General features: G+C 51.4%; 21 protein-coding genes. 6 read left to right on the forward strand and 15 right to left on the reverse strand.

Annotated elements, in window-relative coordinates:
* Window positions 1–1,281, forward strand: a complete 1,281-nt coding sequence (locus AAGD24_RS10655) for a hypothetical protein (protein WP_379865036.1) — start codon at window positions 1–3, stop codon at window positions 1,279–1,281.
* A gap of 60 nt (window positions 1,282–1,341) precedes the next feature.
* Window positions 1,342–1,815, forward strand: coding sequence for a hypothetical protein (locus AAGD24_RS10660; RefSeq protein ID WP_379865038.1), 474 nt, complete (start codon window positions 1,342–1,344; stop codon window positions 1,813–1,815).
* 307 nt (window positions 1,816–2,122) lie between these two features.
* Here the strand turns inward: AAGD24_RS10660 and AAGD24_RS10665 are convergent.
* A protein-coding gene (locus AAGD24_RS10665; protein ID WP_305937434.1) for an IS3 family transposase occupies window positions 2,123–3,255 on the reverse strand; the annotation gives its coding sequence in 2 pieces (ribosomal slippage) (window positions 2,123–2,997 and window positions 2,997–3,255; 1,134 coding nt in all).
* 359 nt (window positions 3,256–3,614) lie between these two features.
* On the opposite strand from AAGD24_RS10665, the gene AAGD24_RS10670 reads away from it, so the two are divergent.
* Window positions 3,615–3,977 (forward strand): DUF3703 domain-containing protein, encoded by a 363-nt coding sequence (locus tag AAGD24_RS10670; RefSeq protein ID WP_036207230.1) that lies wholly within the window; start codon window positions 3,615–3,617, stop codon window positions 3,975–3,977.
* 21 nt (window positions 3,978–3,998) lie between these two features.
* On the opposite strand, the gene AAGD24_RS10675 is transcribed toward AAGD24_RS10670, so the two are convergent.
* A complete protein-coding gene (locus AAGD24_RS10675) occupies window positions 3,999–4,706 on the reverse strand; it encodes a DUF1223 domain-containing protein (protein WP_379865040.1) in 708 nt (235 codons plus the stop codon).
* Between the two features lie 224 nt (window positions 4,707–4,930).
* On the opposite strand from AAGD24_RS10675, the gene AAGD24_RS10680 reads away from it, so the two are divergent.
* Window positions 4,931–5,788, forward strand: coding sequence for a substrate-binding periplasmic protein (locus AAGD24_RS10680; protein ID WP_379865042.1), 858 nt, complete (start codon window positions 4,931–4,933; stop codon window positions 5,786–5,788).
* A gap of 222 nt (window positions 5,789–6,010) precedes the next feature.
* Window positions 6,011–8,140 (forward strand): TonB-dependent receptor plug domain-containing protein, encoded by a 2,130-nt coding sequence (locus tag AAGD24_RS10685; RefSeq protein ID WP_379865044.1) that lies wholly within the window; start codon window positions 6,011–6,013, stop codon window positions 8,138–8,140.
* 28 nt (window positions 8,141–8,168) lie between these two features.
* Here AAGD24_RS10685 and AAGD24_RS10690 read toward each other — a convergent pair whose 3' ends face one another.
* The 8 genes from AAGD24_RS10690 to AAGD24_RS10725 all read right to left on the reverse strand — a co-directional run bounded on the left by AAGD24_RS10690 (window position 8,169) and on the right by AAGD24_RS10725 (window position 16,370).
* Complete coding sequence (locus AAGD24_RS10690; RefSeq protein ID WP_379865046.1) at window positions 8,169–8,969, reverse strand: hypothetical protein; 801 nt, start codon at window positions 8,967–8,969, stop codon at window positions 8,169–8,171.
* The gene (locus AAGD24_RS10695) at window positions 8,966–9,799 is read right to left on the reverse strand and encodes a citryl-CoA lyase (protein WP_379865048.1); all 834 of its coding nucleotides are present in this window, start codon (window positions 9,797–9,799) and stop codon (window positions 8,966–8,968) included. Before AAGD24_RS10695 ends, AAGD24_RS10690 begins: the two co-directional genes overlap by 4 nt.
* Before the next feature lie 12 nt (window positions 9,800–9,811).
* Window positions 9,812–11,536, reverse strand: coding sequence for a thiamine pyrophosphate-binding protein (locus AAGD24_RS10700; protein WP_379865050.1), 1,725 nt, complete (start codon window positions 11,534–11,536; stop codon window positions 9,812–9,814).
* A 57-nt stretch (window positions 11,537–11,593) separates the two neighbouring features.
* Entirely contained in the window at window positions 11,594–13,285 is a 1,692-nt protein-coding gene (locus AAGD24_RS10705) for an EAL domain-containing protein (protein ID WP_379865052.1), read from the reverse strand.
* Between the two features lie 13 nt (window positions 13,286–13,298).
* Window positions 13,299–13,754, reverse strand: a complete 456-nt coding sequence (locus AAGD24_RS10710) for a response regulator (RefSeq protein ID WP_036207564.1) — start codon at window positions 13,752–13,754, stop codon at window positions 13,299–13,301.
* Between the two features lie 54 nt (window positions 13,755–13,808).
* The gene (locus tag AAGD24_RS10715; RefSeq protein WP_007152169.1) at window positions 13,809–15,263 is read right to left on the reverse strand and encodes an ATP-binding protein; all 1,455 of its coding nucleotides are present in this window, start codon (window positions 15,261–15,263) and stop codon (window positions 13,809–13,811) included.
* The gene (locus AAGD24_RS10720) at window positions 15,260–15,793 is read right to left on the reverse strand and encodes a YfiR family protein (RefSeq protein WP_157665604.1); all 534 of its coding nucleotides are present in this window, start codon (window positions 15,791–15,793) and stop codon (window positions 15,260–15,262) included. Before AAGD24_RS10720 ends, AAGD24_RS10715 begins: the two co-directional genes overlap by 4 nt.
* A gap of 409 nt (window positions 15,794–16,202) precedes the next feature.
* A complete protein-coding gene (locus AAGD24_RS10725; RefSeq protein ID WP_156105500.1) occupies window positions 16,203–16,370 on the reverse strand; it encodes a DUF1127 domain-containing protein in 168 nt (55 codons plus the stop codon).
* Window positions 16,371–16,548: 178 nt separating this feature from the next.
* On the opposite strand from AAGD24_RS10725, the gene AAGD24_RS10730 reads away from it, so the two are divergent.
* Complete coding sequence (locus AAGD24_RS10730; protein ID WP_007152164.1) at window positions 16,549–17,433, forward strand: LysR family transcriptional regulator; 885 nt, start codon at window positions 16,549–16,551, stop codon at window positions 17,431–17,433.
* Window positions 17,434–17,441: 8 nt separating this feature from the next.
* Here the strand turns inward: AAGD24_RS10730 and AAGD24_RS10735 are convergent, their stop codons facing one another.
* From AAGD24_RS10735 to AAGD24_RS10755, 5 genes are all read right to left on the reverse strand, one after another.
* On the reverse strand, window positions 17,442–18,137 hold the full coding sequence (locus AAGD24_RS10735) for an RES family NAD+ phosphorylase (protein WP_369810908.1): 696 nt from the start codon (window positions 18,135–18,137) through the stop codon (window positions 17,442–17,444).
* The gene (locus AAGD24_RS10740; RefSeq protein ID WP_007152162.1) at window positions 18,131–18,532 is read right to left on the reverse strand and encodes an antitoxin Xre-like helix-turn-helix domain-containing protein; all 402 of its coding nucleotides are present in this window, start codon (window positions 18,530–18,532) and stop codon (window positions 18,131–18,133) included. The genes AAGD24_RS10735 and AAGD24_RS10740 overlap by 7 nt, the downstream gene beginning before the upstream one ends.
* A 99-nt stretch (window positions 18,533–18,631) precedes the next feature.
* Window positions 18,632–19,228 (reverse strand): RimK/LysX family protein, encoded by a 597-nt coding sequence (locus AAGD24_RS10745; RefSeq protein WP_273623319.1) that lies wholly within the window; start codon window positions 19,226–19,228, stop codon window positions 18,632–18,634.
* The gene (locus AAGD24_RS10750) at window positions 19,222–19,803 is read right to left on the reverse strand and encodes an ACP phosphodiesterase (protein ID WP_075194890.1); all 582 of its coding nucleotides are present in this window, start codon (window positions 19,801–19,803) and stop codon (window positions 19,222–19,224) included. Before AAGD24_RS10750 ends, AAGD24_RS10745 begins: the two co-directional genes overlap by 7 nt.
* Window positions 19,804–19,870: 67 nt before the next feature.
* Entirely contained in the window at window positions 19,871–20,416 is a 546-nt protein-coding gene (locus tag AAGD24_RS10755; RefSeq protein ID WP_305937240.1) for a porin family protein, read from the reverse strand.
* Window positions 20,417–20,434: the final 18 nt, after the last annotated feature.

A 20,434-nucleotide genomic window follows, 5' to 3' on the forward strand; every position in this document is an offset into this window, starting at 1 on the left:
GTGAAACAAGATTTGGAATATTATTATCAGTCAATATTTGATGAAGCTGAACGTTATTCTAGAGTAAGGATTTATTTTTTGTTCGGAATTCTATGCCTTATTTTCCTTTCAGTCTACGCAGATGAAAAGTACCTCTACTTTCTTGCTCTTGGAATATTCGTGGTTCAATTTTCTTTATGGGGCCTAGCGCAAAAAATCTCGACCCTATACAATTTAGGTCATAGCTTTCAAAAGCAACTTATGTTGTCAGACATTTCTATCAAAACCATGGATATTACGATGATAGAAAATCAGAAGCAAAGAACTAGCGATTACGTTAGGAGAAAGGTCGAAGAAAAAAAGAAAAAGTACTCAAGGAATACCGGAATACAAAAAAATAAGACAATATTACATGCTGCAAAATTGCGCAGGTTGATACATGAAAACGCATACTTCAATTATCATCTATTTGAAAAGTCCTATCGACGGAATCTTGCAATATTAGGTGCCTGTTCTGCATTGATTATGCTTTCCATACTTCTATTTATTCCATATGTTAAAGGCAATTCAGATTTGTTGCCCATGCGGTTAGTCTACAGCCTTCTTTCGTTTGGGTTGCTTTATGAGTTTTTAACCTCAACATTGCGGTACCGAGCCACTACAGAAGATATGAAAAATATTGACAGCTATCTTGCTCAAGCACCGGCAGCAAAAGAAAGCGTTTTATTAGAAGCTTTCACTAGATATAGCGAGGCAAAAGTACTTACTCCAAACATTCCGAACGGGGTTTGGGAAAAGCATAAAGACTACCTTAAAGAAGGCTGGAGATCCAAGCAAATACAAATTATTTCTGAGCTATGCGACAAGTTATATAATGTTGATGAGCCCTGGGCTATTACTGGGGGGGCAAACCATTACATTCGAGGAATCGTTGACGAACTGAATGATGTTGATATAATTACTACAGAAAGAGGTGGAGAGCTAATTTCAGAATTCCTCAAAGAATACACCGAGAGAAAGTATGGTTTTAGCGAATGCAGTACGATTAAGTCATTTTTTTGTGTTCTTGATTATCGATCAATTCAAATTGAAATCATGGCTGATCCGATCAATTTGGTAAAGGGTCGTTGGGAACAGAACGATGCGTGGAAAAATGAGATTGAAGATTTCTTTGTTAATGGGTATATGCTTCCTCTGACTAAGCTTGAATATGAAATATCTATCTATAGAAAGTTAGATAATTCAAAGATAGTAGAGAAGCTAATCGCATTCAAAGAGACGAAGGCCAAAAAATTCGCGTAAGGCAGACTTCCGTTTCGGGCCGTCGCTTCGATCCACGGTAGCAGGTTTTTGGAGAGCAAGTTGAAATTCACGTTAAAAACTTTGAAATCAGGGATGATGTGTTTCGTTTTTACGCCGGTTTTGATGGCTGCGCTTGTTGTATTTACAATGAATGGAACCATTACTGCTGAGTCCGAGTTACACCCATGGATTATAAAGGCGTTGGATTGGCGCTACTCATATGATGGATTTGCTCTCGTATTACTGATGAGCTTTCTTTTGAGTTTGTTGGTTATGGCAGTATTGAAAACTCAGGAGATACCTCGTCACGAGCAGAATTTCGTTGGGAGGTTTTTCAATGTGACCGGATCAATGCTGTCTAAGATGTTTATTTTTTGGGCTGGCGTATTTTTGGCTTGGAGCTTTGGCTCTAGGCTCATTGACTTTATTCCTGCTATACCTGGGCAACTCCTTGTGGTTCCCCTCTGTTTAGTTTTAGGAGTAGTGAGTCGAGCGGGCCTGTTGAAACTTAAACATGTGGTGATCAGGGGCTAAAAAGGCGGTCAACGGGACGCCAATTTCGCTGAGCTCCGTTGCCGCCCATTACCACTGGCGTTATCACCCAGCCCGAATGTCCGCTTTGCGACCGTCCCGCATCCCACGCGACACCTAAACAAAAGCGAATCTTGGTAAAAAAGGTGCTGGGGCAGGGTACTAGACGGTCCTGGTTGAACCGAAGGCTGCCTAATGAACAGTCGGAGATCTGTTTGAGGCTGTGAGCATGTGGGAAATTGGGTTATGCCTTCTTAGAGTCTTAAGAAACTGCCCTGGCTCAAGAACAGGGATGACCTGCCCCCAGTCTTTAATCCAACTGCTCCCTAGTAATGTCCGTTACTTTTGAATCAGTTTTTCCAAGTCGGAGAGCGGAGGCAAACTCCAGAGGTGTCTGATACCCCAAGGATGAATGCGGACGCTGCCCATTGTAGTCCAAGCGCCAATTGCTGATCTTCTCCCGGGCGTGAGCGAGATCCTGGAACCAGTGTTCATTCAGACACTCATCCCGGAATTTTCCGTTAAAGCTCTCGACGTAACCATTCTGCATCGGTTTGCCGGGCTGAATCAGCTTCAGTTCAACGTTATGGCGGTAAGCCCATTGATCGAGCGCTCTACCAGTGAATTCTGGCCCCTGATCGGTCCTAACGGCTTTCGGGTAGCCTCGGAAGGCAGCGATACCATCCAGTGTTCGGGCGACCTGTTCTCCTGAGATGCCCATGGCCACGGGAATATCGAGGCACTCCTTGGTGAAGTCATCCACGATCGTCAGACATTTGATCCTGCGGCCGTTGGCCAATGAATCCATAACGAAGTCCATAGACCACGTATGGTTCGGCGCATCAGGCAACACCAAGGGCTGCCGTTCGACCATCACGCCTTTACGGCGCTTGCGTTTGCGGACGGCTAGGCCGGCCTCCCGATAAAGCCGATGAACCTTCTTGTGATTCACCTCAGCACCCTCACGACGCAGCAACTGGTGAACACGCCGGTACCCGAACCGGCGACGTTCGAATGCAATGGCTTTAATGCGCTCTGTCAGTTCACGCTCCTCTAGCGAGCGTTGAGACTGATACCGCATCGTTGCGCGGGATAACCCGACGAGTGAACAGGCTTTGCGCTCGGATATCATCGTCTCCGACAGCATGGTGCGCACAGCCTCGCGCTTGTTCCCGACGGTCAGTACTTTCGGTTGAGAGCGGCCTTCAGGGCTTCAGAATCCAACATGGACTCTGCCAGTAGCTTCTTAAGCCGGGCGTTCTCTTCCTCCAGGGCCTTCAGACGACGGGCCTCAGAGACCTCCAGGCCGCCGTACTTCTTGCGCCAGGTGTAAAAGGTGGCATCCGAGATGTTGTACTTGCGGCACAGCTCCTTCACTGGCAGGCCGGCCTCGGCTTCCTTCAGAATCGGGATGATCTGCTCTTCGGTGAATCGCTTCTTCATGTTCATCGTCCTCTTCTCTGCTGATGAACATTACTAAGATCAGGCTGGATTAGAAAGTTGGGGGCAGGTCAGGGTACGCAGTTTTAAGCACTTTGCGTGGAATATAAGTACTTTGTGTTGAAGTTTTAAGTACTTTGTGTGGACGTCTAGTCAAATCTCTACCAAGGTTGAAGCACAATACTGCGCATAATGTATATTATGTTAAATTATGTATGTTGCTCTTTAAAGTTAGAAACAGCAGCCCCGGCCAAATTCCCCTCTCTTCCCATAAGCCACCCTCTTCAAACCATTGACTCTGCATCTACTACAGGGTTTTTGATACTCACTGACGGCGCAGATTTAATGGGAGCATTTCTGAAATGAAAACTGAACTGAAACAGGCTTATAACGTGGAACTCACCGCGGCGTGCGAAGCTGAAGAGTCACGTAACTTTTCAAAGGCGTTCGCCCACCTTGAGCGAGCTCATATTCTGAGCCAGAAGTATGCTTGGGCGCACACAAGGACCCACATTCGCATGCTCAAACTCGGCTGGCGTACGCGTGACATGCGGGAAGTCGTTGGGCAGCTTACTCGAACGTTCGCCGCCTTGTTGTTTTCTCGCATATGGGTTCCCGTTGGAAATACCGGGCGTGCGAACGTCAGTCCGTTTGCGCCGATGCCTTTGCCAGAAGATCTCGCTCGTGTGCTATATAAAGAGAGCCATCACCAGGCTGAAAGATAAAAAACCGACTACGGCTAGCCGTTAATCGACGTAACCACCCACTGCCTGCAGAATCGTCTGTGAATTGTTGGGTGTTATCCAGGCCGCGATGGCATTTCGTTTCTGCCCTTTTTCGGGGAACTCTGGAAGTGTAACGGTCCAGCTTTTCTCTCCAGGTACTGTTATTAACTTCAACACCACGAAATCGTGTGTGAGTTCCCGGCCGCGGTTTTCTCCAGCTTTCACGGATGTTGTTAACCCCATACCGAGTATGGCTATATGCAACTGGCCAGCCTTCTCGCCATCAAATTCCGCCCTGAAGCGGCGTTTGTCATTAACGCTAGCCCTGAGTACCCCAACCTGTTTGGTGTCGTCTGTCCAGGTTCGTTGCCCTCGAAACCATTGGCGCCATTCTTTGTTGTTGATAACGATTCCCGGAGTATAAGACTGGCTAACGTGCCCTTCACGCACATAATTCCGCTGGCGTTCGCTGTAAGCAGCTTTTGCGAACGGGTCTTTCCAGCCGATGTAATCCCAGTAGTCAACGTGGAACGCCATTGGTACGAATTCTTTGAACAGCTCAGGGCTGCTCTTCAAAGAGCTCAGCCAACGATCAGCGGGAGGACAGCTGCTGCATCCCTCTGAGGTAAACAGCTCAACAACGTCGGTTTTACTCGTTCCACTAGTCCACTCTGCGGCGCTGGCAAACGACAGCAGTAAGAAAAGCAACGCAATAAACCATTTTGTCATGGGAACCTCTCATCGGATTAGCCATCTGTATTAATGGATCAGAGCAAGAGGTGCCGGCTTTGGTTCCTCCCCAAACATAACGTTTCTATAACACTTGGTGACGGTTCTTCGCAGGTTGTCGTTTACATAATGTTGCGAGAAACATGGCTTTGTCATGTTTGCGAGGTTTGATGACGGTATAAAATGTGGATCCTCCAACGCAGGAATTTCGGGATTTTGGACAAATGAAAGGCCAAAAGAGATGCCGGTACTTTCAGTACCTACAGCACCTAATGATTCTGATATTTGTGTCGTTTAGTCCGACGTTGCTTGGAGCGAACACCATCAAAATCAGCACCGGGCACTGGCCGCCGTACCTGAGCGAAGATCTACCTGGTGGCGGTTTTGTCTCCCAGATTATTCGTGAATCCTTTGAAAGCGAAGGTGTCGACGTAGAGTTTGCATTTCTTCCCTGGTCGCGGGCGCTGGCAATGACCAAATCGGGAAAATATCAGGCCTCGGCGATCTGGTCTTGCACCGAATCAAGAAGCCGTGACTTCCTGTTCTCTTCTCCTTTACTGCCCTATCAATACGTTTTCTATCACCGCGCTGCTGAGGCTTTTGACTGGGAAGCCCTTGTAGAGTTGAAAGGAAAGAAAGTTGGTCTGACACAGGATTACAGTTACGGCGAAACACTCAGTGATGTTATTGAGAGTGGTCTCGTCGACGCTGACGTCACCACTTCTGACGCGGCTAATTTCAAGAAGCTGCTCCTTGGTCGCATTGATTTGTTTCCCATGGACCCCGTTGTGGGTGAAGCGATGATAAGAAACCAGTTTGCTTCCCAGGCTTATCAACTGACGTTTCATCCCAAACCACTCCGGAAGGCGTTTTACCACGTGCTGTTTAACGCGGAGTCAGCCGGCCTCAGGCAGGCGTTCAATGATGGATTAGTGACGTTGCGCAACAACGGGAGGTACCAAGCCATCATTGAAAAAGCGGTCGCCGAGAACAGCACACCAGTAACTGCGCAGATACTGGAAGATAAACTGGTCAACTGGGACGCCACGGCGGCGCCCTGCTCCCCTCCTCCTGCCAAGTAATGCGGGTTTGATCGTATCGTTAGGTTCCATGCCGTTTAAGACTTGCTTATACGATGAATGCAGCTAAACTCCTATTCAGCTTGCATTTTTCATCGCTGTTTGGCTAAGAAATGTGCCATCCTTGGCGGTGTGACCGCCAGGTTTGTCAGTAGCAGGTCTCGGAGTGCAATCGTTGACTGAATCGTTTCAAATAATGCTAAGAGTAAAGTGCTGAGATTGCGCATGCAGGAACGTCTATCGCCCCTAAGCAGAGCTTTACGCCCCAAGGTGGTTTCGAGGGTGGTAGCCGCCGTTCTTTGCTATTCAACCTCTTCCATCGTTGTTGCCGCGGATGATTCCCTTTGGGACATTCCCTTGGAAGAGCTTGGTCAAATTCGTGTTGTCTCAATCGCCTCTGGAACCGAAACACCTCTCGATAAGGCCGCTGCAATCACTTCGGTCATTAACGCGGACGATATTGCAGCCATGGGCGCCACGGACTTGGACCAGGTACTTGAAACAGTGCCTGGGCTCCATGTGAATCACTCTGATCAGGCGTTCTCGCCCAAATATGTGTTTCGGGGCATTACTTCCAGCAATAACCCTCAGGCACTGATGCTGATCAACGGAATACCCGTTACTACAATGATGTACGGCAACCGTAGTAATGCTTGGGGCGGTATGCCGGTCAAGGCGATCGAGCGTATCGAGGTTATAAGGGGCCCGGGTTCTGCGCTTTATGGGGCCGATGCCTATTCCGGCGTCATTAATATCATTACGAAAGGCCCTGAATCAGTGGATGGGCAGACGATTGGCGGAAGGGTTGGGAGTTTTGATACTCGTGGGGGGTGGTTGGAATCGGGCCACCAGATAGGCGATATAGGAATGAGCATGATTCTCGAGTATCAAACCACCGACGGTTGGAGAGAAACGGTCGAACGAGATGCTCAAACTAACCTCGACGAGATGTTCGGAACTTCGGCTTCTTTGGCGCCTGGCCCCGTTAATACGGGTGTAGATCAGTTGGATGCTCGCTTCGAAGCTGGCGGCGAACAATGGACCTTCCGCGCGGGCCTCCAAGATCGCAGTAACCTTGGCACTGGCCCGGGTGTTGCGCAAGCCTTGGATCCAGAAGGTGAGTTCTCCTCCAGACGGATTAATGCTGATTTCGGCTATCGCTGGCCTGATATTGTTGACTCGCTGGATGTTGAAGCACGGATATCCTACTTCAATATAACCCAGGAACCAGAGAACGATATTGTACTCTACCCGCCCGGAGCCTTTGGCGGTGATTTTCCAGAGGGTTTGATTGGAAGCCCGGGATACAAGGAGAATCAGGCTCGTTTTGACCTCAGTGCGATCTACCGCGGTTTTACAAACCATCGCATACACACCGGTGTCGGTGGACTATGGGCTGATCTGTATGAGGTCACTGAAAGAAAAAACTTTAATCCTGATTTTAGCCCCAAGGGACGCGTGGTTGATGTTTCAGGCGACCCGACCGAGGTTTGGATGCCCGAAGAGGATCGCAACAACTATTACGTATTTGTGCAAGATGAGTGGCAGTTCGCCCAGAATTGGCAACTGGTAAGCGGTATTCGTTTCGATGACTACTCTGATTTCGGTAACGCAGTAAATCCCCGTGCCGCGTTGATTTGGGCAACCACCGATACAATTACTACCAAGCTTCTATACGGGCGTGCATTCCGTGCACCTTCGCTGAATGAACTTTACGTTGCGAACAACCCCGTCACGATGGGTAACACAGACCTAGGCGCGGAAACGATCGATACGTTTGAGATTGCTGTTTCCCATCAATTGAACGCCCAATTGTTCTACGGCATTAACCTGTTCTACTACGAGATTGATGATTTGATCACGGCGGTTGCTGTCACCGGCCCGGTATCTCAGGAGTATCGGAACTCTGAGGAACGAACTGGGCATGGCGGTGAAATTGAACTCTCCTACAGTCCAGTCGACGAAGTGAAGTTAACCGCGAACTACGCATATCAAAAGTCGACCGACGAACGAAACAATTCTGGTGTTGGAGAAGCACCGAACCACCAGCTGTATGGTCGTATGGAATGGAGCGTAAGCCCGATTTGGAAGCTCGCCACGCAGGTCAACTGGGTTGGAGAGCAGAAGCGAGTGGCCAGTGACCCCCGCTCCCCAGTGGATGATTATGCAACCGTCGATTTAACACTAAGAGCCGTTGATGTCTTACCCGACTGGACACTTTCTTTTGCGGTAAAGAATCTGTTTGACGAAGATGTTAGAGACCCCAGTCCGTATGCGGATCCGGTCCCCGCAATCCCCAATGATTTCCCGATGCCAAGGCGACAAGTCGTTGGGGAACTCCAATACCGTTTCTAGAGTTGTTCCTACCAAACTACAAGATTTCTCAATCTGACAGCCATTTACGTTTGGCCGGCCCCCCATAAACGATACTCTCACAGCGTACTGGAAAGAAACTGCCTTCAGGTTTATCTCTGGTGTCCTGATAACATGGAGCCATTCCTGTCACGAAACACGGAGTGAGGAATAGCTGATATTCCTGACACGTCAATCCCATATCAGCTGCCAGTCCTGCGTGGACCGCCGCCACATTCATCGAATACCCGTATTTTTCATCCAGGTGCTGGTGTACGTCTAACGCCATTTGGAGATAGCGACCACCCGCCAATCCGAGCTCTCTGGCCTTGTCGAGTGTGTAAGATATCCGCTCATCGGTTTTCGCCAGTGGACGGCCGTATCCGTATAAAATCCGCCCCTTTCGTTTCTCTTGATCAACAAAATCTTCTAGATGGCCACCACCATCACACCACTGGCCCGCTCGGTAGAAAAAGTCCAGGGCCCGAACCTCTGGTCTGCGTCCATATATGGACGCTTCAGAAACACTCATGCCGGCCATCAATGCGAGTGACGGAGTGGTTCGAACGGTTCCTGCTAAGGCAGTCACATGGTTTGGCCAAATGGACGCGTCCGGGTAGCTGGTCGAAACCCAATAAAAGTTAAGTAGTTTGGCAACGCTCTCACCAGGATCCCTACCTAAAATCGCGTAGAGATAAAGGTGTATCCAGTCCATTTCACCCAACTCTTTATGCAAGTCTTTTCCATGCATGACCACCCGGTCGGATAAATAAGCCTTTCCTTTGTGGGTTAACCACCGGCTCTCGGTTTCGAAAAGATGCTCAAGACTCATTGCCCATCCTCCCTATCGGAATTGGCAGAAACCGGGCCGGGGTCGTCTGCCAACTCGATAGCAGGTCCGTAGTAAGGGAACTTCTTCCACCCCATACCTTTTTGCTCAATGGCATGGGCGGCCGCTCCAGGCAGTCTCAGCATGAGGTACAACATACTTGCCTGATCCTCGCTAAGGTTCAGATCCACAAAAGCTGCAGCAGCAACGCCGCTGAGGGCAAGAGGATAGCCAACGGATACTTCAAGTTCCTCCCTGTGTTTTTTCAACCAATGAAGCGCCCCATCCTCAGGAGCCAGATCAACGAGATAATTCAACGCCTGCCAAACTGGTGTTGTAATGGACCTGCCGTTGGGATCAAACCCCGGGGCATGTTCCATTGGTAGCCAAATATCCGCCCTCTCATCCTCTTCTGGGCTGAAGAGCCTTTCAATCCATGTTGGGATGTCTCTACCACATTCACGCCAGAGCCTGACCGAAACGGCGACTTCCTGTGCACCGCCGTACTGACCTGCCCCAACGGCCAGCGCTGCCATAAGGGCAGAACTGTGATTTGTGCCCGCCACTCCAGCATTCATAGCGGCCCTAACACTTGCTTCTCTGGGACCAGGATTCGCCAGTATCATGGCAAGCTTCTCCAGGAGCCTTGTTTCCTCTGATGCGGGCTTTTCACCGCGGAACATGAGCAATAGATAGTCAAACCAGCTAGCCTGGGGGACTATTTCGCCATAGACATCGTATCCCGAGCAAAAGCACTGTCGGGCCGCGAATGGGTTGGAATCTTCCGGCTCTTCCAGCCAAAAGTTAGAGTGGTAGACGTAATTGGAAGTCATATGCAGTGCTCTTTAAGCGGCGCCAGTTAAAACCTTCATTCTGGATCCCATTGGCGGAACTTCATCCCTGTCAATGATGACGTCCAGCAAACACGGACCTGATCTTTGCAGGATTGATTCAAGATCAAGGGAAAGCAGCTGTTCCATTGTTTCAATGCGATAGGATTCTATTCCCATGGCTTTAGCCAAATCAGCGTATCGGATAACCGGCAAACTGTTACCAATCGGCTCTCCGCCACTGAGGCTTTGTCCATGCCTAACCATACCCAGTGAGGAATCATTCAGTACAACCATGAGCAGGTTCAGATTCTCCTGCAATGCAGTGGTGATTTCCTGACCAGCCATTAGATAGCTACCATCACCTGTAAAACATATGACCGGTGTGTTCTTTACAGCAGCTGCTACTCCGACCGAAGCCCCTATCGCCCACCCCATTGAAGAAAATCCAATACCAATATGGAAATACTTCTTGGAAGGATCCTGATGTTCATAGCGGCGAATATTCCAATGGTGAATCCCCCAGAGAAAGCTGTTGCCGCTGTCCATCAGCACCCTCGCGTTTGAGGGGCACACCCTGCTCATATAGGTCATCAAAGCCTGGGGCTGTATGCTACCGCTGACGTTCTCACATGCTGTCCGGTTGTCGAGACGTATCTGTAGAGGCAATTGAGAGTGTTGTTCTGTCGTCGAGACAAAGCCTCCGCCGGTTTCAACCCCAAGCGCGCCTGCAATAGACGCAAGCGTGAGCTTTGGCGAACCCAGAATAACCAATCGGGCCATTGTGGATCGGGTAAGGTGTTCAGGGTTTCTGGATACGTGTATTAAACGCTCAGAGAGTATGGCTGTTGTGTCCCATCCTGAGGTTGATACTTCATCCAGAGCGGACCCAACCACAAGTACCAAATCCGCGTTTTTGGTTTTGAGCGCTTCCGCTGCGCTTTCATGCCCGGCAAACCCAAAAACTCCCCGGTATAGAGGGTGATAGCTATCGACGATCCCTTTGCCGCGAGGCGTGGTCACCATCTGCCAATGTCTCGACTCTGCCAGGCTAATCAAAATATCCGCAGCCTCCGCAGCCCCTTCGCCTAGTACAACGGTTACTTTTAAAGCTGATGACAGCTCTTTCAATAACAGCTGGATAGCGTCTGGACTTGGTGCAACATCATGGTGAGTAAAAGCCCTTAGGTTATGATGGCTGGAGTCATCGGAAACAGGATGTCTCATTACATCCAAAGGAATGCCCAAGTGCGAAGGACCCGGTTGGTTTCCGAACGCATAGCTAACAGCCTGAAGCAGCTTGGTTTCAAGTTGGGCGGTATGTGAGACAAACGTGTTGTAACGTGTGCAACGGGCAAACATCTCCATAGTATTGACGCTGGTGCAAGAACTTTCCTGAAGAGATCCCTGTCCAAAGCGATCAAGAGCCGTCTGAGCTGAGATTACAAGTATAGGAATGTTGTCAGCATAGGCAGACGCCACACCCGTTATCAGATTCGTTGCGCCAGGCCCTGCCGTTGAACAACACACACCTAGTCGACCTGTTTCCCGAGCATACCCCTCTGCCATGAAAGCTGCGCCCGCTTCATGTCTGGAGATGACGGCTTTGATACCGCCACGTTTTTCGCTGCGAGCAAGCGCATTGTAAAAAGGCTCAATACTCCCGCCTGGAACCCCAAATACATACTCGACTCCCAATCGCTCAAGATAGCGAATAATCAAGTCACCATTTTCGAGCATTGATAATCCTTGTGGAGGTTACGTCCATTGAAGTGTGAAAAAAAGACGGAAAGGTAGCTATTCCAGAGGCCGAGGCTTAGAAATCCCATATCCCTGGGCGTAGTCGAGGCCCAGTTCAACCAGACGGGCTCTCACCTCATCGTTCTCCACGAACTCGGCAACCGTCTTGAGTCCTGCGGAGTGGCCAATCCGGTTGCACGCATCGACTATAGACAAATCGATTGGGTCGTCCAGCAGGTTGCGGACGAAACCACCATCAATTTTCAGGTAGTCCACTGGCAGGGCTTTCAGATAGGAGAACGAACTCATGCCCGCACCGAAATCATCAAGCGCGAATTTGAACCCTCTTCTTTTGGCGGAATTGATGAACCTCTGAGTCGCGTTCAGATTGGCAATGGCGGAAGTTTCAGTAATTTCAAAGCAGATACGTTCGGGAATCAGCTTGTACCGCTCCGCTAACTGGCTGATGTACAGAAACAGTTCTGGCTCGTTAAACGAGCTTCCAGACAGATTAATAAAGAATGTTCCTGTGCTCTCACGCCCGAGCCCCGTGCGATCAAGGTAGTCGAATGCCAGTTCGATGACCTTTCGATCAACTCGTGTCATCAAGTTGAAGCGTTCCGCCGCAGGAATGAAGGCACCAGGGGGCACGATGTCATCACCTTCGTTCAGGCGGACCAGAAATTCGGTTCGATAACCGTCGTTGGCTTCTGGCTGAAGGGCAACCATTTCCTGCTGCCATAGGCAGAAACTGTTATTTTGGAGAGCCTGCTGAATTCGGCTGGTCCAGTTCATATCCCGCTGACGTTGCTGCATATCACTGTCATCGGTTTCGTAAAGCTGGACGTTATTGCGTCCCCGATCCTTGGCGGCGTAGCAGGCCAGGTCGGCATGGCTGAGAAGTTCACCAGCACTGTTGTAGTTTTCGTTGATCACAACCATACCGATGCTGAGCGACACCGAGAACGGCTTGTTCTGCCAAACAAAGCGAAACTCGTGAACTTCTTCACACAACTTCTCCGCGACCTTGTACGCGTGAACCGCGTCACAACCGCGTAGCAATACTCCGAATTCATCGCCGCCAAGGCGAGCCAGAGTGTCGTCAGAGCGAATCTGATGTGACAGCAGCGCGGCGACCTGCTTGAGCAAGTGATCCCCGGCCACATGACCACAGGTGTCGTTTATGATCTTGAACTGGTCAAGGTCAAGATAGAGCAGTACATGATGACGGCCGGTTTTATGGGTGTCTTCGAGCGCCTGCACCAGCCGCCGCTCGAATTCCCGGCGGTTCACAAGATCAGTCAGGCTGTCATGATAAGCCATATGCTCCAGGGCATTCTCGGCAACACGCTTGGCCTGGCGCATGAATCCTTCACGTACTTCCCGATCAATGGCAGGAATCAACCGGGACAGGTTGTCCTTCATGATGTAATCCTGCGCACCGGCTTTCATGGCAGTGACGGCAACGCCCTCGCCGATCGTTCCGGATACGATGATTACTGGCAGGTCCTTGCAGTACTTCTTGGTCAGCTCCAATACCCTGAACGAAGAGAAGCCGGGCATGTTGTGGTCGGTAATGACGATATCCCACTTACCCCGGCGAAGGGCATAGGACAGACGGTCTTCGCTGTCTACCAACTCATGATAGGGGGCTATGCCTCCTTTGCGCATCTCTCGCAGTAGAAGCAGCGCATCGTCTTCTGAATCTTCGACGATCAACATCCGTAGAGGGCTGGCTGTGTCTGTCAATGGCCTTACCTTTTTATAACGAGCGAACCGCACCTGCCTTGGGCACTTTATTGACAAAAAGCCAATAGCGGGCAAGCAACTTCATTTGTTCCGTAAACTCCCGATAATTGATCGACTTGGTGATAAAGCTGTTGGCACCCAGACGGTATGCATTCAACAGGTCTGCCGGCTCATCAGAGGATGTAACCATAACGACTGGCAGCCAGTTCGTCAGTGGCGAGGACCGAATACCTTTCAGGACCTCCAGGCCACTGACCTTGGGAAGCTTCACATCAAGCAAAACAAGACCGAGCGAATCCAGATCTTTACACGGCTGCCTGGCATCGTTGCCAAACAGGAAGTCCAGGGCTTCCTGCCCGTCTTCTTTTACGATGACAGGGCTGTTTTCGCTCGCACTCTTGAGGGCTCGCACTGCCAGAACCTGATCATCCGGGTTGTCTTCAACCACAAGGATTGAATGGCCATCCATGATTTTATTTGCCCTTTCAATGAATTGCATTAATAGGTTAAATCTGACTACAGTCTAGCCCTGATCTCCCGAAACAGGCAACTTCACGACAAAACTTGCCCCCTCACCCAGTTGCGACGTAGCGGAAATATCGCCATGGTGCCGGCGAACCACGCGGTATACAGTCGCCAGGCCAATACCTGTGCCGCCGAACTCCGACGGGGTATGAAGTCGATTGAATGCCACAAACAGTTTGTCGATATACCTCATATCGAAGCCGACACCGTTATCACGAACCTCAATAGCAACCCAGCGCCCTTCTCTTCGAGACAACACTTCGACAATTCGTTTTTCTTCTTTGGCGCTGTATTTCCAAGCGTTCGCCATCAGGTTCTGGAAGGCAACACGCAGCATTCGGCTGTCGCCTACAACCCACATACCCGGCTGTATGAGAATTTCCGTTGGCACATCATCGCTGATGTCTTGCAGTTCTTCCGCAATTTCTTCCAACATCTGGCTCAAGTCTATTGTCTGATTTTCCATGGACTGTCGGCTGACGCGGGACAGAACAAGCAACCCATCGATCAGCCCTGCCATCCGTACACTGGCCGCGCGGATTCGCTTCAGGTAATCCTTACCGATCTCATTCAACTGATCGCCACAATCCTCTTCCAGGGCTTGCCCAAACCCTTCAACGGCTCTCAGGGGCTGCCTGAGGTCATGGGAGACCGAGTAACTGAACGCCTCCAGTTCACGGTTGGCCATGCTCAGCTCGGAGGTCCTGGCCTCGACGATGCGCTCCAGGCTGTCACGGCTTTCCAGGATGCGGCGGTTCTGTTGCTGGATGGTGCTGATCATCTCGTTGAAGGTGTTACCCAGGCGCCCGAGTTCGTCGGTGCCGGAAACCGGCGCACGAATGGAATAGTCGTGATCCTGGGCGATGCGCTCGGCCGTCTCCGAAAGCTTGAGAATGGGTTCGGATACGATTCTCTGTAACCTGAGCGCCAGGAATACCAGCGCGATGAGGATCACCGCCCCGATACCGGAGGCTACGGATACAAAGGTCCGGATATGGCCCCGCAAAACTTCAAGATGTGATGAGAGGAAAAGCTGCCCGACCACTTCGTTGTCCAGTGTGACCGGCATCAGTAACTGATAGACGTCCCCGACGAACCCTACTTCCAACGACGAACCAACCGACGGGCATTGCCCCTGTGGCCGGCCTGAAAGAGACGTCATCACGTCCCCTTGCTGGTTGTAGACACAGGCCTGCCGAATAGTGTCGATACGCTTGAGGCTGGTGATAATACTGCTCAGCTGCTCGTTGTCCTCGAACACCAGGGCGGCAGCGGACTGCTCCGCCAGGATGCCGGCGATGACATGAAGCTCGGATTCAAGCTGTTTCCGGTAATTCTGGTTCTCAACAAAGATGAGGCTCGCGCAGACCAGGGTGATGCCAAGTGCACTGGTGAACAACGTAAGGAATAGCAGTTTGGTTTTCAGTCGCCAGTATCGCCACCGCCCCATCATCTCAGGACCCTCACTGCCAGTTCCAGAAGCCTGGAGTTAATGGTCAGGCCCGCTTCCATTGCGGCTTTCAGGCTGATTTCGAAGCGAATAACATTACCCTGCTTCACGTAACCGACAATCCCGCCCTTGCGAATGAAGTCTGGCAAATCACTCACTGTCAGTATGCCTTCGTGGCTCTCGGCCATTTCGAGCAGTTCGTCGACATTTCTGGACTGGGACTGGCCTATATAAAGTACGTCGCATCCCGCGATATCGGCCGGAACGTTGGGGTATCGAAGCTGAAGCGCCCTGCCCTGGGATTTACGACCTTGCATGGGGTCAAGCAGGTTGCCGAAGGGATCATCGCCGTAGATGCACACATCAAGAGGATCGGAAGCGGTTGCTCCATTTGACCAGGTAATAAAACGTGTGAAGTTGTAGAGGAACGCCGCTTTGACTTCATATTCCGAGCGTATGGAAGCATGCGCCGACGCCAGGCTGAGACACAGGCTGAGAACTAGGGGAATAGAATATTTCAGGTGATCCCTCACGAGTCGGCCACGAAACAAGTAGTCATGTTGAAAAATGAATTATATGGGAGCCCGGCACCTACGGAAGGTTAGCACCCGTTTCGCTGGCGTCAACTGTATCTTAAAACTGTACTCCCCCAATAGCACCGTTCTGTGTCTGTTCCGCCAACACCGGTCCAATAGAATTTTATCAAGCACCGGAGGTGGAATATGAACATCGACAAAGTCCTGTTTCGCACACTCAAACACTATATTGAGAACCAAAAAACCCGCACACGCCTAAGAAGACGCCTGCGGGGAATGCCGATGAGAGAGCTGGATCGTTTGGCATGGGACATCGGAACAACCAGAGCTCAGCTGCTACGAGAGGCACACAGCCCGTTCTGGAAGACGCATCGCTGAGCCCTGGGGAAAGGGCTCAGCGTGACGACTACTCCCGCCAGAATGGCTTGTGCGCTTCCTCTACCAGACTGCCGTGAGGCAACCCTATGTCTTTTTCGACCAGTCTGGTGTCCATTTCATACAGCGACTGCCGCAATTGGTACCGGCGACTCCAACGTCCCGCATAGCGTTTGATAGCAGCGATGGCTCGCCTCATGAAAGCGCTCTTTGAGGGAACACATGCAATCGATGGTGCTTGTCTGAGTGTTTGATTGACGAGGATGGCTTTCATTTTCATCTTCCTTTAAATATGAACGATGACTACAATGAAACCATTCTCGACCCGCCGTACCAGGTCGTCCATCGACATTATCTGAACCCGGTGTTCGAAAAATATGAACATAAAGCTGGACAGGCTCAAGTCTTTTCTTCTGGTGGCTGAAGAGGCCAATCTGACTCGCGCGGCCGCTCGTCGTCATTCGACACCGTCTGCGGTGAGCGAGCACCTTCGCCAGCTTGAGGAAGAGTTCGAGGTTCTGCTGTTCGAGCGCAGTAAACAGGGAATGTCCCTGACCGCAGCTGGCGAGCGCTTGCTCATGCCCGTTCGCCAGGTGTTTACCGCCGTGGAAGATGTACGTAACACTGCGCTTTCCTTGCGTTCGGTGCCCCACGCAACACTCCGCCTTGGACTGAACTCTCCGCCTGAATACCTTCGTGTAGACGAAGTGCTTCGCCGGAAGACGGACGCTCTCCCTCACCTCAACCTGGAAATGAAAACCCGGGCGTCAACCCAGATTGTCGAGCAAGTGCTTTCAGAAGAGCTGGATCTGGGGTATGTCTATGGCAACTGCGAGGACCCGAGGTTGAAGGTGGTGCCACTCACGCCAGTGCGTATTTCCGTTGTTGGCCCTGCGGATACGGAGCTCGACACCCTACCAGCCGACTTCGAGTCACGTCGGCGCCTGCCCTGGGTCTGGCCCAACCGGGACTGCCCGTTTTTTGATTTCATGAAGGACCTGCTTGGCCCTCAGGCAAGCCTCTCCGACGCGGCCACCAGTTCCGACGACGAGTATTCCACGGTGGTTATGGTCAAATCCGGCATGGGGTTTGGGCTTGTGGAGCGGGAGTTCGCGGAACAATCACAGAGCCGCGGAGGGGTGCGTATTTTTGATGATCCGGAGATGATCACCAACCTCAATCTGATATGCGGCGTGCGAAACTATGAACGTTCAGAATTGCGGGCACTGTTCGATTTGATCGTCAGTGAATGGAAACCGTAACGGTATTCTCACGCCTTGGTGAATTTGTTAACCGTGCTGATTTGCTCACCGTTCCAGATAAACTCGAAATGCGCCGTCTGGATAACACTGCGGACGTGCCTGGGAGTGAATAATCCCCAGCAGGTATCGCCGGGTTTTCGAACAGAGTGATACCGAAGCCCTTCCGAGCCTGCCCTGTAGAGCCTGCGACCATAACTCCGTGAAGCAGCGTAGCTGTCAGCATCGTAGATAGTGTCCCCAAAGGAGAGGGTCGTGGCGTCGTGCAGGGTCATCGTCCCTACCTTGCACTTAAGCCCCCGGAACACCAGCCGGTCGTAGTCCAAACCGTGAACGCCCTGCCAGTAGCGTGACTGGTGATAGGCCACCTCCGCTATCGCTGTATCGATGCTCTCCCCCATATACAGAACACCGTACTGGCCATCGCTGAAGCGGCTGCCTTCGGGGTTTACATGGGTAAACGGGCCGGTGGCGTAGGAGCAGCCAGGGATTCCGAACGGGATCTCCGCTTTGCGGATCAGGTTTAGATTACCCAACTCGGTCTGAAGACGGGGGTTGGTGAGCGCTTGAAGTTCGTAGAGCGCATCAAACTCATCTTCGTCCGCCACATCATCAAACAGGCTGATGGGCGGAAACCTCGAGTTGATCAGGCGAAACCCGGTAATGCTCTCGGGTGTGATCGTTGGCGGCAGTTCCTGACTCACCAGAGCCCCCCGCGCAATACATCGATACGCCTGAACGTTTCATACAAAGCAGCAAACTGGCCCGTACTGATGATCTCAAGGGGACTTTTGCCGTTGAAGTACGGATTGTCGTTTTTCAGGGCCATAAAGCCGTAAACGTTCTTCGGGTTCTCGAAGATCATCCGCAGGCAGCCATGGATGTTGACCAGATAACTGAGACGTTCAATCTGGTCATGGGTCAGGCTCGCCTGCTCCGGCGCTTTACGATACTTGTAGTACGCCGGGCGGGAGATCTGAAGGATTTTCTGTACCTGCTCGGGAGTACAGCCCCAACGGTCCAGAATATTAAACACGGTTTTAAGGCCAACGCCGGAGACGTTGTTCTTTTGGACGGTTGCGAGTTTCTGCGCGTTACTCATAGCGGACACCACTGTTTTTCAGGCTTTCGCCCACTTAACACTTGGTATCATTGTAGACTTATAGTTACATTTTGTCTATAAGAAGACTTTACAAACAACTCACCCAGCGTGCTCTTCAGCAACATCGGCCAGATTTTTGTACTCGCAGTCCTGCTTCGCGATGAAGGCGTCCGCCGAATCAATCAGGATATTGTCATCGCGCATGAACCGTCGACCCAACAACGCCGGATAGGAAAACTTCCCACGGTCGGTGAGCGAGAACTCAGTCTTGTGACTGGTACCGGCAATGCAGAAGTCCATAACCACCACAAACCGGCGCTGCGAGGGTGCGCCCTTGCGTTTGATCTTAACCGTACGCTCAACAGGCAGGCTGAACTCCAGAATCACCTCTTCCAGATTCTTGCCGTCGGCGTCGTCCTCATCCTGGTGGTCAGCCAGCGGCAACTGGAAACTGACCCATTCTTCATCACCTTTCGTGAACGGCTCAACATTGACGGCATGCAGTGAAGAGGTTTTGGCCCCGGTGTCCAGCCGGGCCTTCATGCGTAGGCCCGTGCCCTCGAGCACAAGCCATTCAACAAAGCCAAGTCGCTCGGGCACAGCGTTTTCATTACTGCTGCTCTCAGCCATGGCGATGGAGGGGATCAGGAACGCGAAAAGCGCCGCGACAACGTATCTCTTGGAGTCCGTCAACATTCAAAATCCTTTGTGGCAAAGTGGTTGAGTTCAGGGAAAAAGCTGAGGAACCTGTGTTCGAGTTCCTGGTCGTGGGCTTTGATCTCCTCGATGATTCCGCTGAACGCATTCCTGAACCGTATGCGATTGGCGACCCGGTCCAGAGCATACCCAATGTTGTCAATGTCCTGGTATGAGCGGAACCAGTCGTGGAGAACGATCTGCTGAGTCACCTTTTGCATTTTCTCAGGCATCAACGACGCGTTTTCATCGAGTTCCCGATAGACCTGATCGATAAAGGTATCGGAATTCACATGACTAAAGCGTTGCCAGTTTCTTAACAGGTAGTGATCGTAGAGGATATCCAGCGCCACACCCGAGAAACGTCGGCGCTGAGGGGAGAACAACCGCTTGCTGGCAATGACTTGCGGATGCTGGTCGGTAAACGCATCCACCGCCCTGTGATGCTGCAGCCCCACCCTCACTTCCCGGGGCAGTTCGTCCGGCACAATGCCTCTCGCAAAGTCCCCCAGCAGGCTGCCCACACGAACCTTGGGGGAATCTGGTGCGAGAAAAAGATGGGCAAGGTGATTCAAACTGGCTCCCAATAACGGCGGCGAACAGGCCTCCGCCGCCAAGGTTTCTTTGTGCAGAGCGCTCCGATCAGAAGTTGAAGGTGACGCCCAGGCCCAGACCGTCAACGGTGGAGCCATCCTTGTCATAGTAACGCATGTATTCCACGTTGCCAGACACTTCCGGTGCCAGCTCAACATTCACACCAGCGCCGTAGGAAAAGTCCGACTCATCCTCGGTGGTGGTCCCCAGGAACGACTTCGCTTCCACTTCAACCCGGGTTACACCGAAAATAACGTAAGGCGTTGCGGGTGATTCGTTCGCCAGATTCAGCGTGGCGTAGCCGCCGAAGAAATTGTCCAGCGAATAATCGACGCCGCCAATGCGATCATCGTCCACGCCAAACCCAGCACGGGCTTCGAGCCCAAAGAAAGGCGACACCAGGCCACCCACCTTCGCGGACAGCGTACCAACGTCAACGTCGTCACTGCCGTTTTCGATATTGATAAAGCTGTAGTTCAGGCCCGCATAAAGGCTACCACCACCTGACTTGTAGACATCAGCGAAGGCGCCTTGGGAGACCGCCATCAGCGGCGCTGCAGAAAGACCAAGCATCAATGCAATCGACTTTTTCATTTGAATTCTCCTTCCGGT

This window comes from Marinobacter sp. M5B (assembly GCF_042604615.1).
Taxonomy (GTDB): Bacteria; Pseudomonadota; Gammaproteobacteria; order Pseudomonadales; family Oleiphilaceae; genus Marinobacter; species Marinobacter salarius.

Excerpts from the sequence above, each read along its gene's own strand:
- AAGD24_RS10670 (WP_036207230.1), top strand. The coding sequence starts at position 3,615 with ATGAAAACTGAACTGAAACAGGCTTATAACGTGGAACTCACCGCGGCG.
- AAGD24_RS10675 (WP_379865040.1), bottom strand. The coding sequence starts at position 4,706 with ATGACAAAATGGTTTATTGCGTTGCTTTTCTTACTGCTGTCGTTTGCC.
- AAGD24_RS10680 (WP_379865042.1), top strand. The coding sequence starts at position 4,931 with ATGAAAGGCCAAAAGAGATGCCGGTACTTTCAGTACCTACAGCACCTA.
- AAGD24_RS10685 (WP_379865044.1), top strand. The coding sequence starts at position 6,011 with ATGCAGGAACGTCTATCGCCCCTAAGCAGAGCTTTACGCCCCAAGGTG.
- AAGD24_RS10690 (WP_379865046.1), bottom strand. The coding sequence starts at position 8,969 with ATGAGTCTTGAGCATCTTTTCGAAACCGAGAGCCGGTGGTTAACCCAC.
- AAGD24_RS10695 (WP_379865048.1), bottom strand. The coding sequence starts at position 9,799 with ATGACTTCCAATTACGTCTACCACTCTAACTTTTGGCTGGAAGAGCCG.
- AAGD24_RS10700 (WP_379865050.1), bottom strand. The coding sequence starts at position 11,536 with ATGCTCGAAAATGGTGACTTGATTATTCGCTATCTTGAGCGATTGGGA.
- AAGD24_RS10710 (WP_036207564.1), bottom strand. The coding sequence starts at position 13,754 with ATGGATGGCCATTCAATCCTTGTGGTTGAAGACAACCCGGATGATCAG.
- AAGD24_RS10715 (WP_007152169.1), bottom strand. The coding sequence starts at position 15,263 with ATGATGGGGCGGTGGCGATACTGGCGACTGAAAACCAAACTGCTATTC.
- AAGD24_RS10725 (WP_156105500.1), bottom strand. The coding sequence starts at position 16,370 with ATGAGGCGAGCCATCGCTGCTATCAAACGCTATGCGGGACGTTGGAGT.
- AAGD24_RS10730 (WP_007152164.1), top strand. The coding sequence starts at position 16,549 with ATGAACATAAAGCTGGACAGGCTCAAGTCTTTTCTTCTGGTGGCTGAA.
- AAGD24_RS10740 (WP_007152162.1), bottom strand. The coding sequence starts at position 18,532 with ATGAGTAACGCGCAGAAACTCGCAACCGTCCAAAAGAACAACGTCTCC.
- AAGD24_RS10745 (WP_273623319.1), bottom strand. The coding sequence starts at position 19,228 with ATGTTGACGGACTCCAAGAGATACGTTGTCGCGGCGCTTTTCGCGTTC.
- AAGD24_RS10755 (WP_305937240.1), bottom strand. The coding sequence starts at position 20,416 with ATGAAAAAGTCGATTGCATTGATGCTTGGTCTTTCTGCAGCGCCGCTG.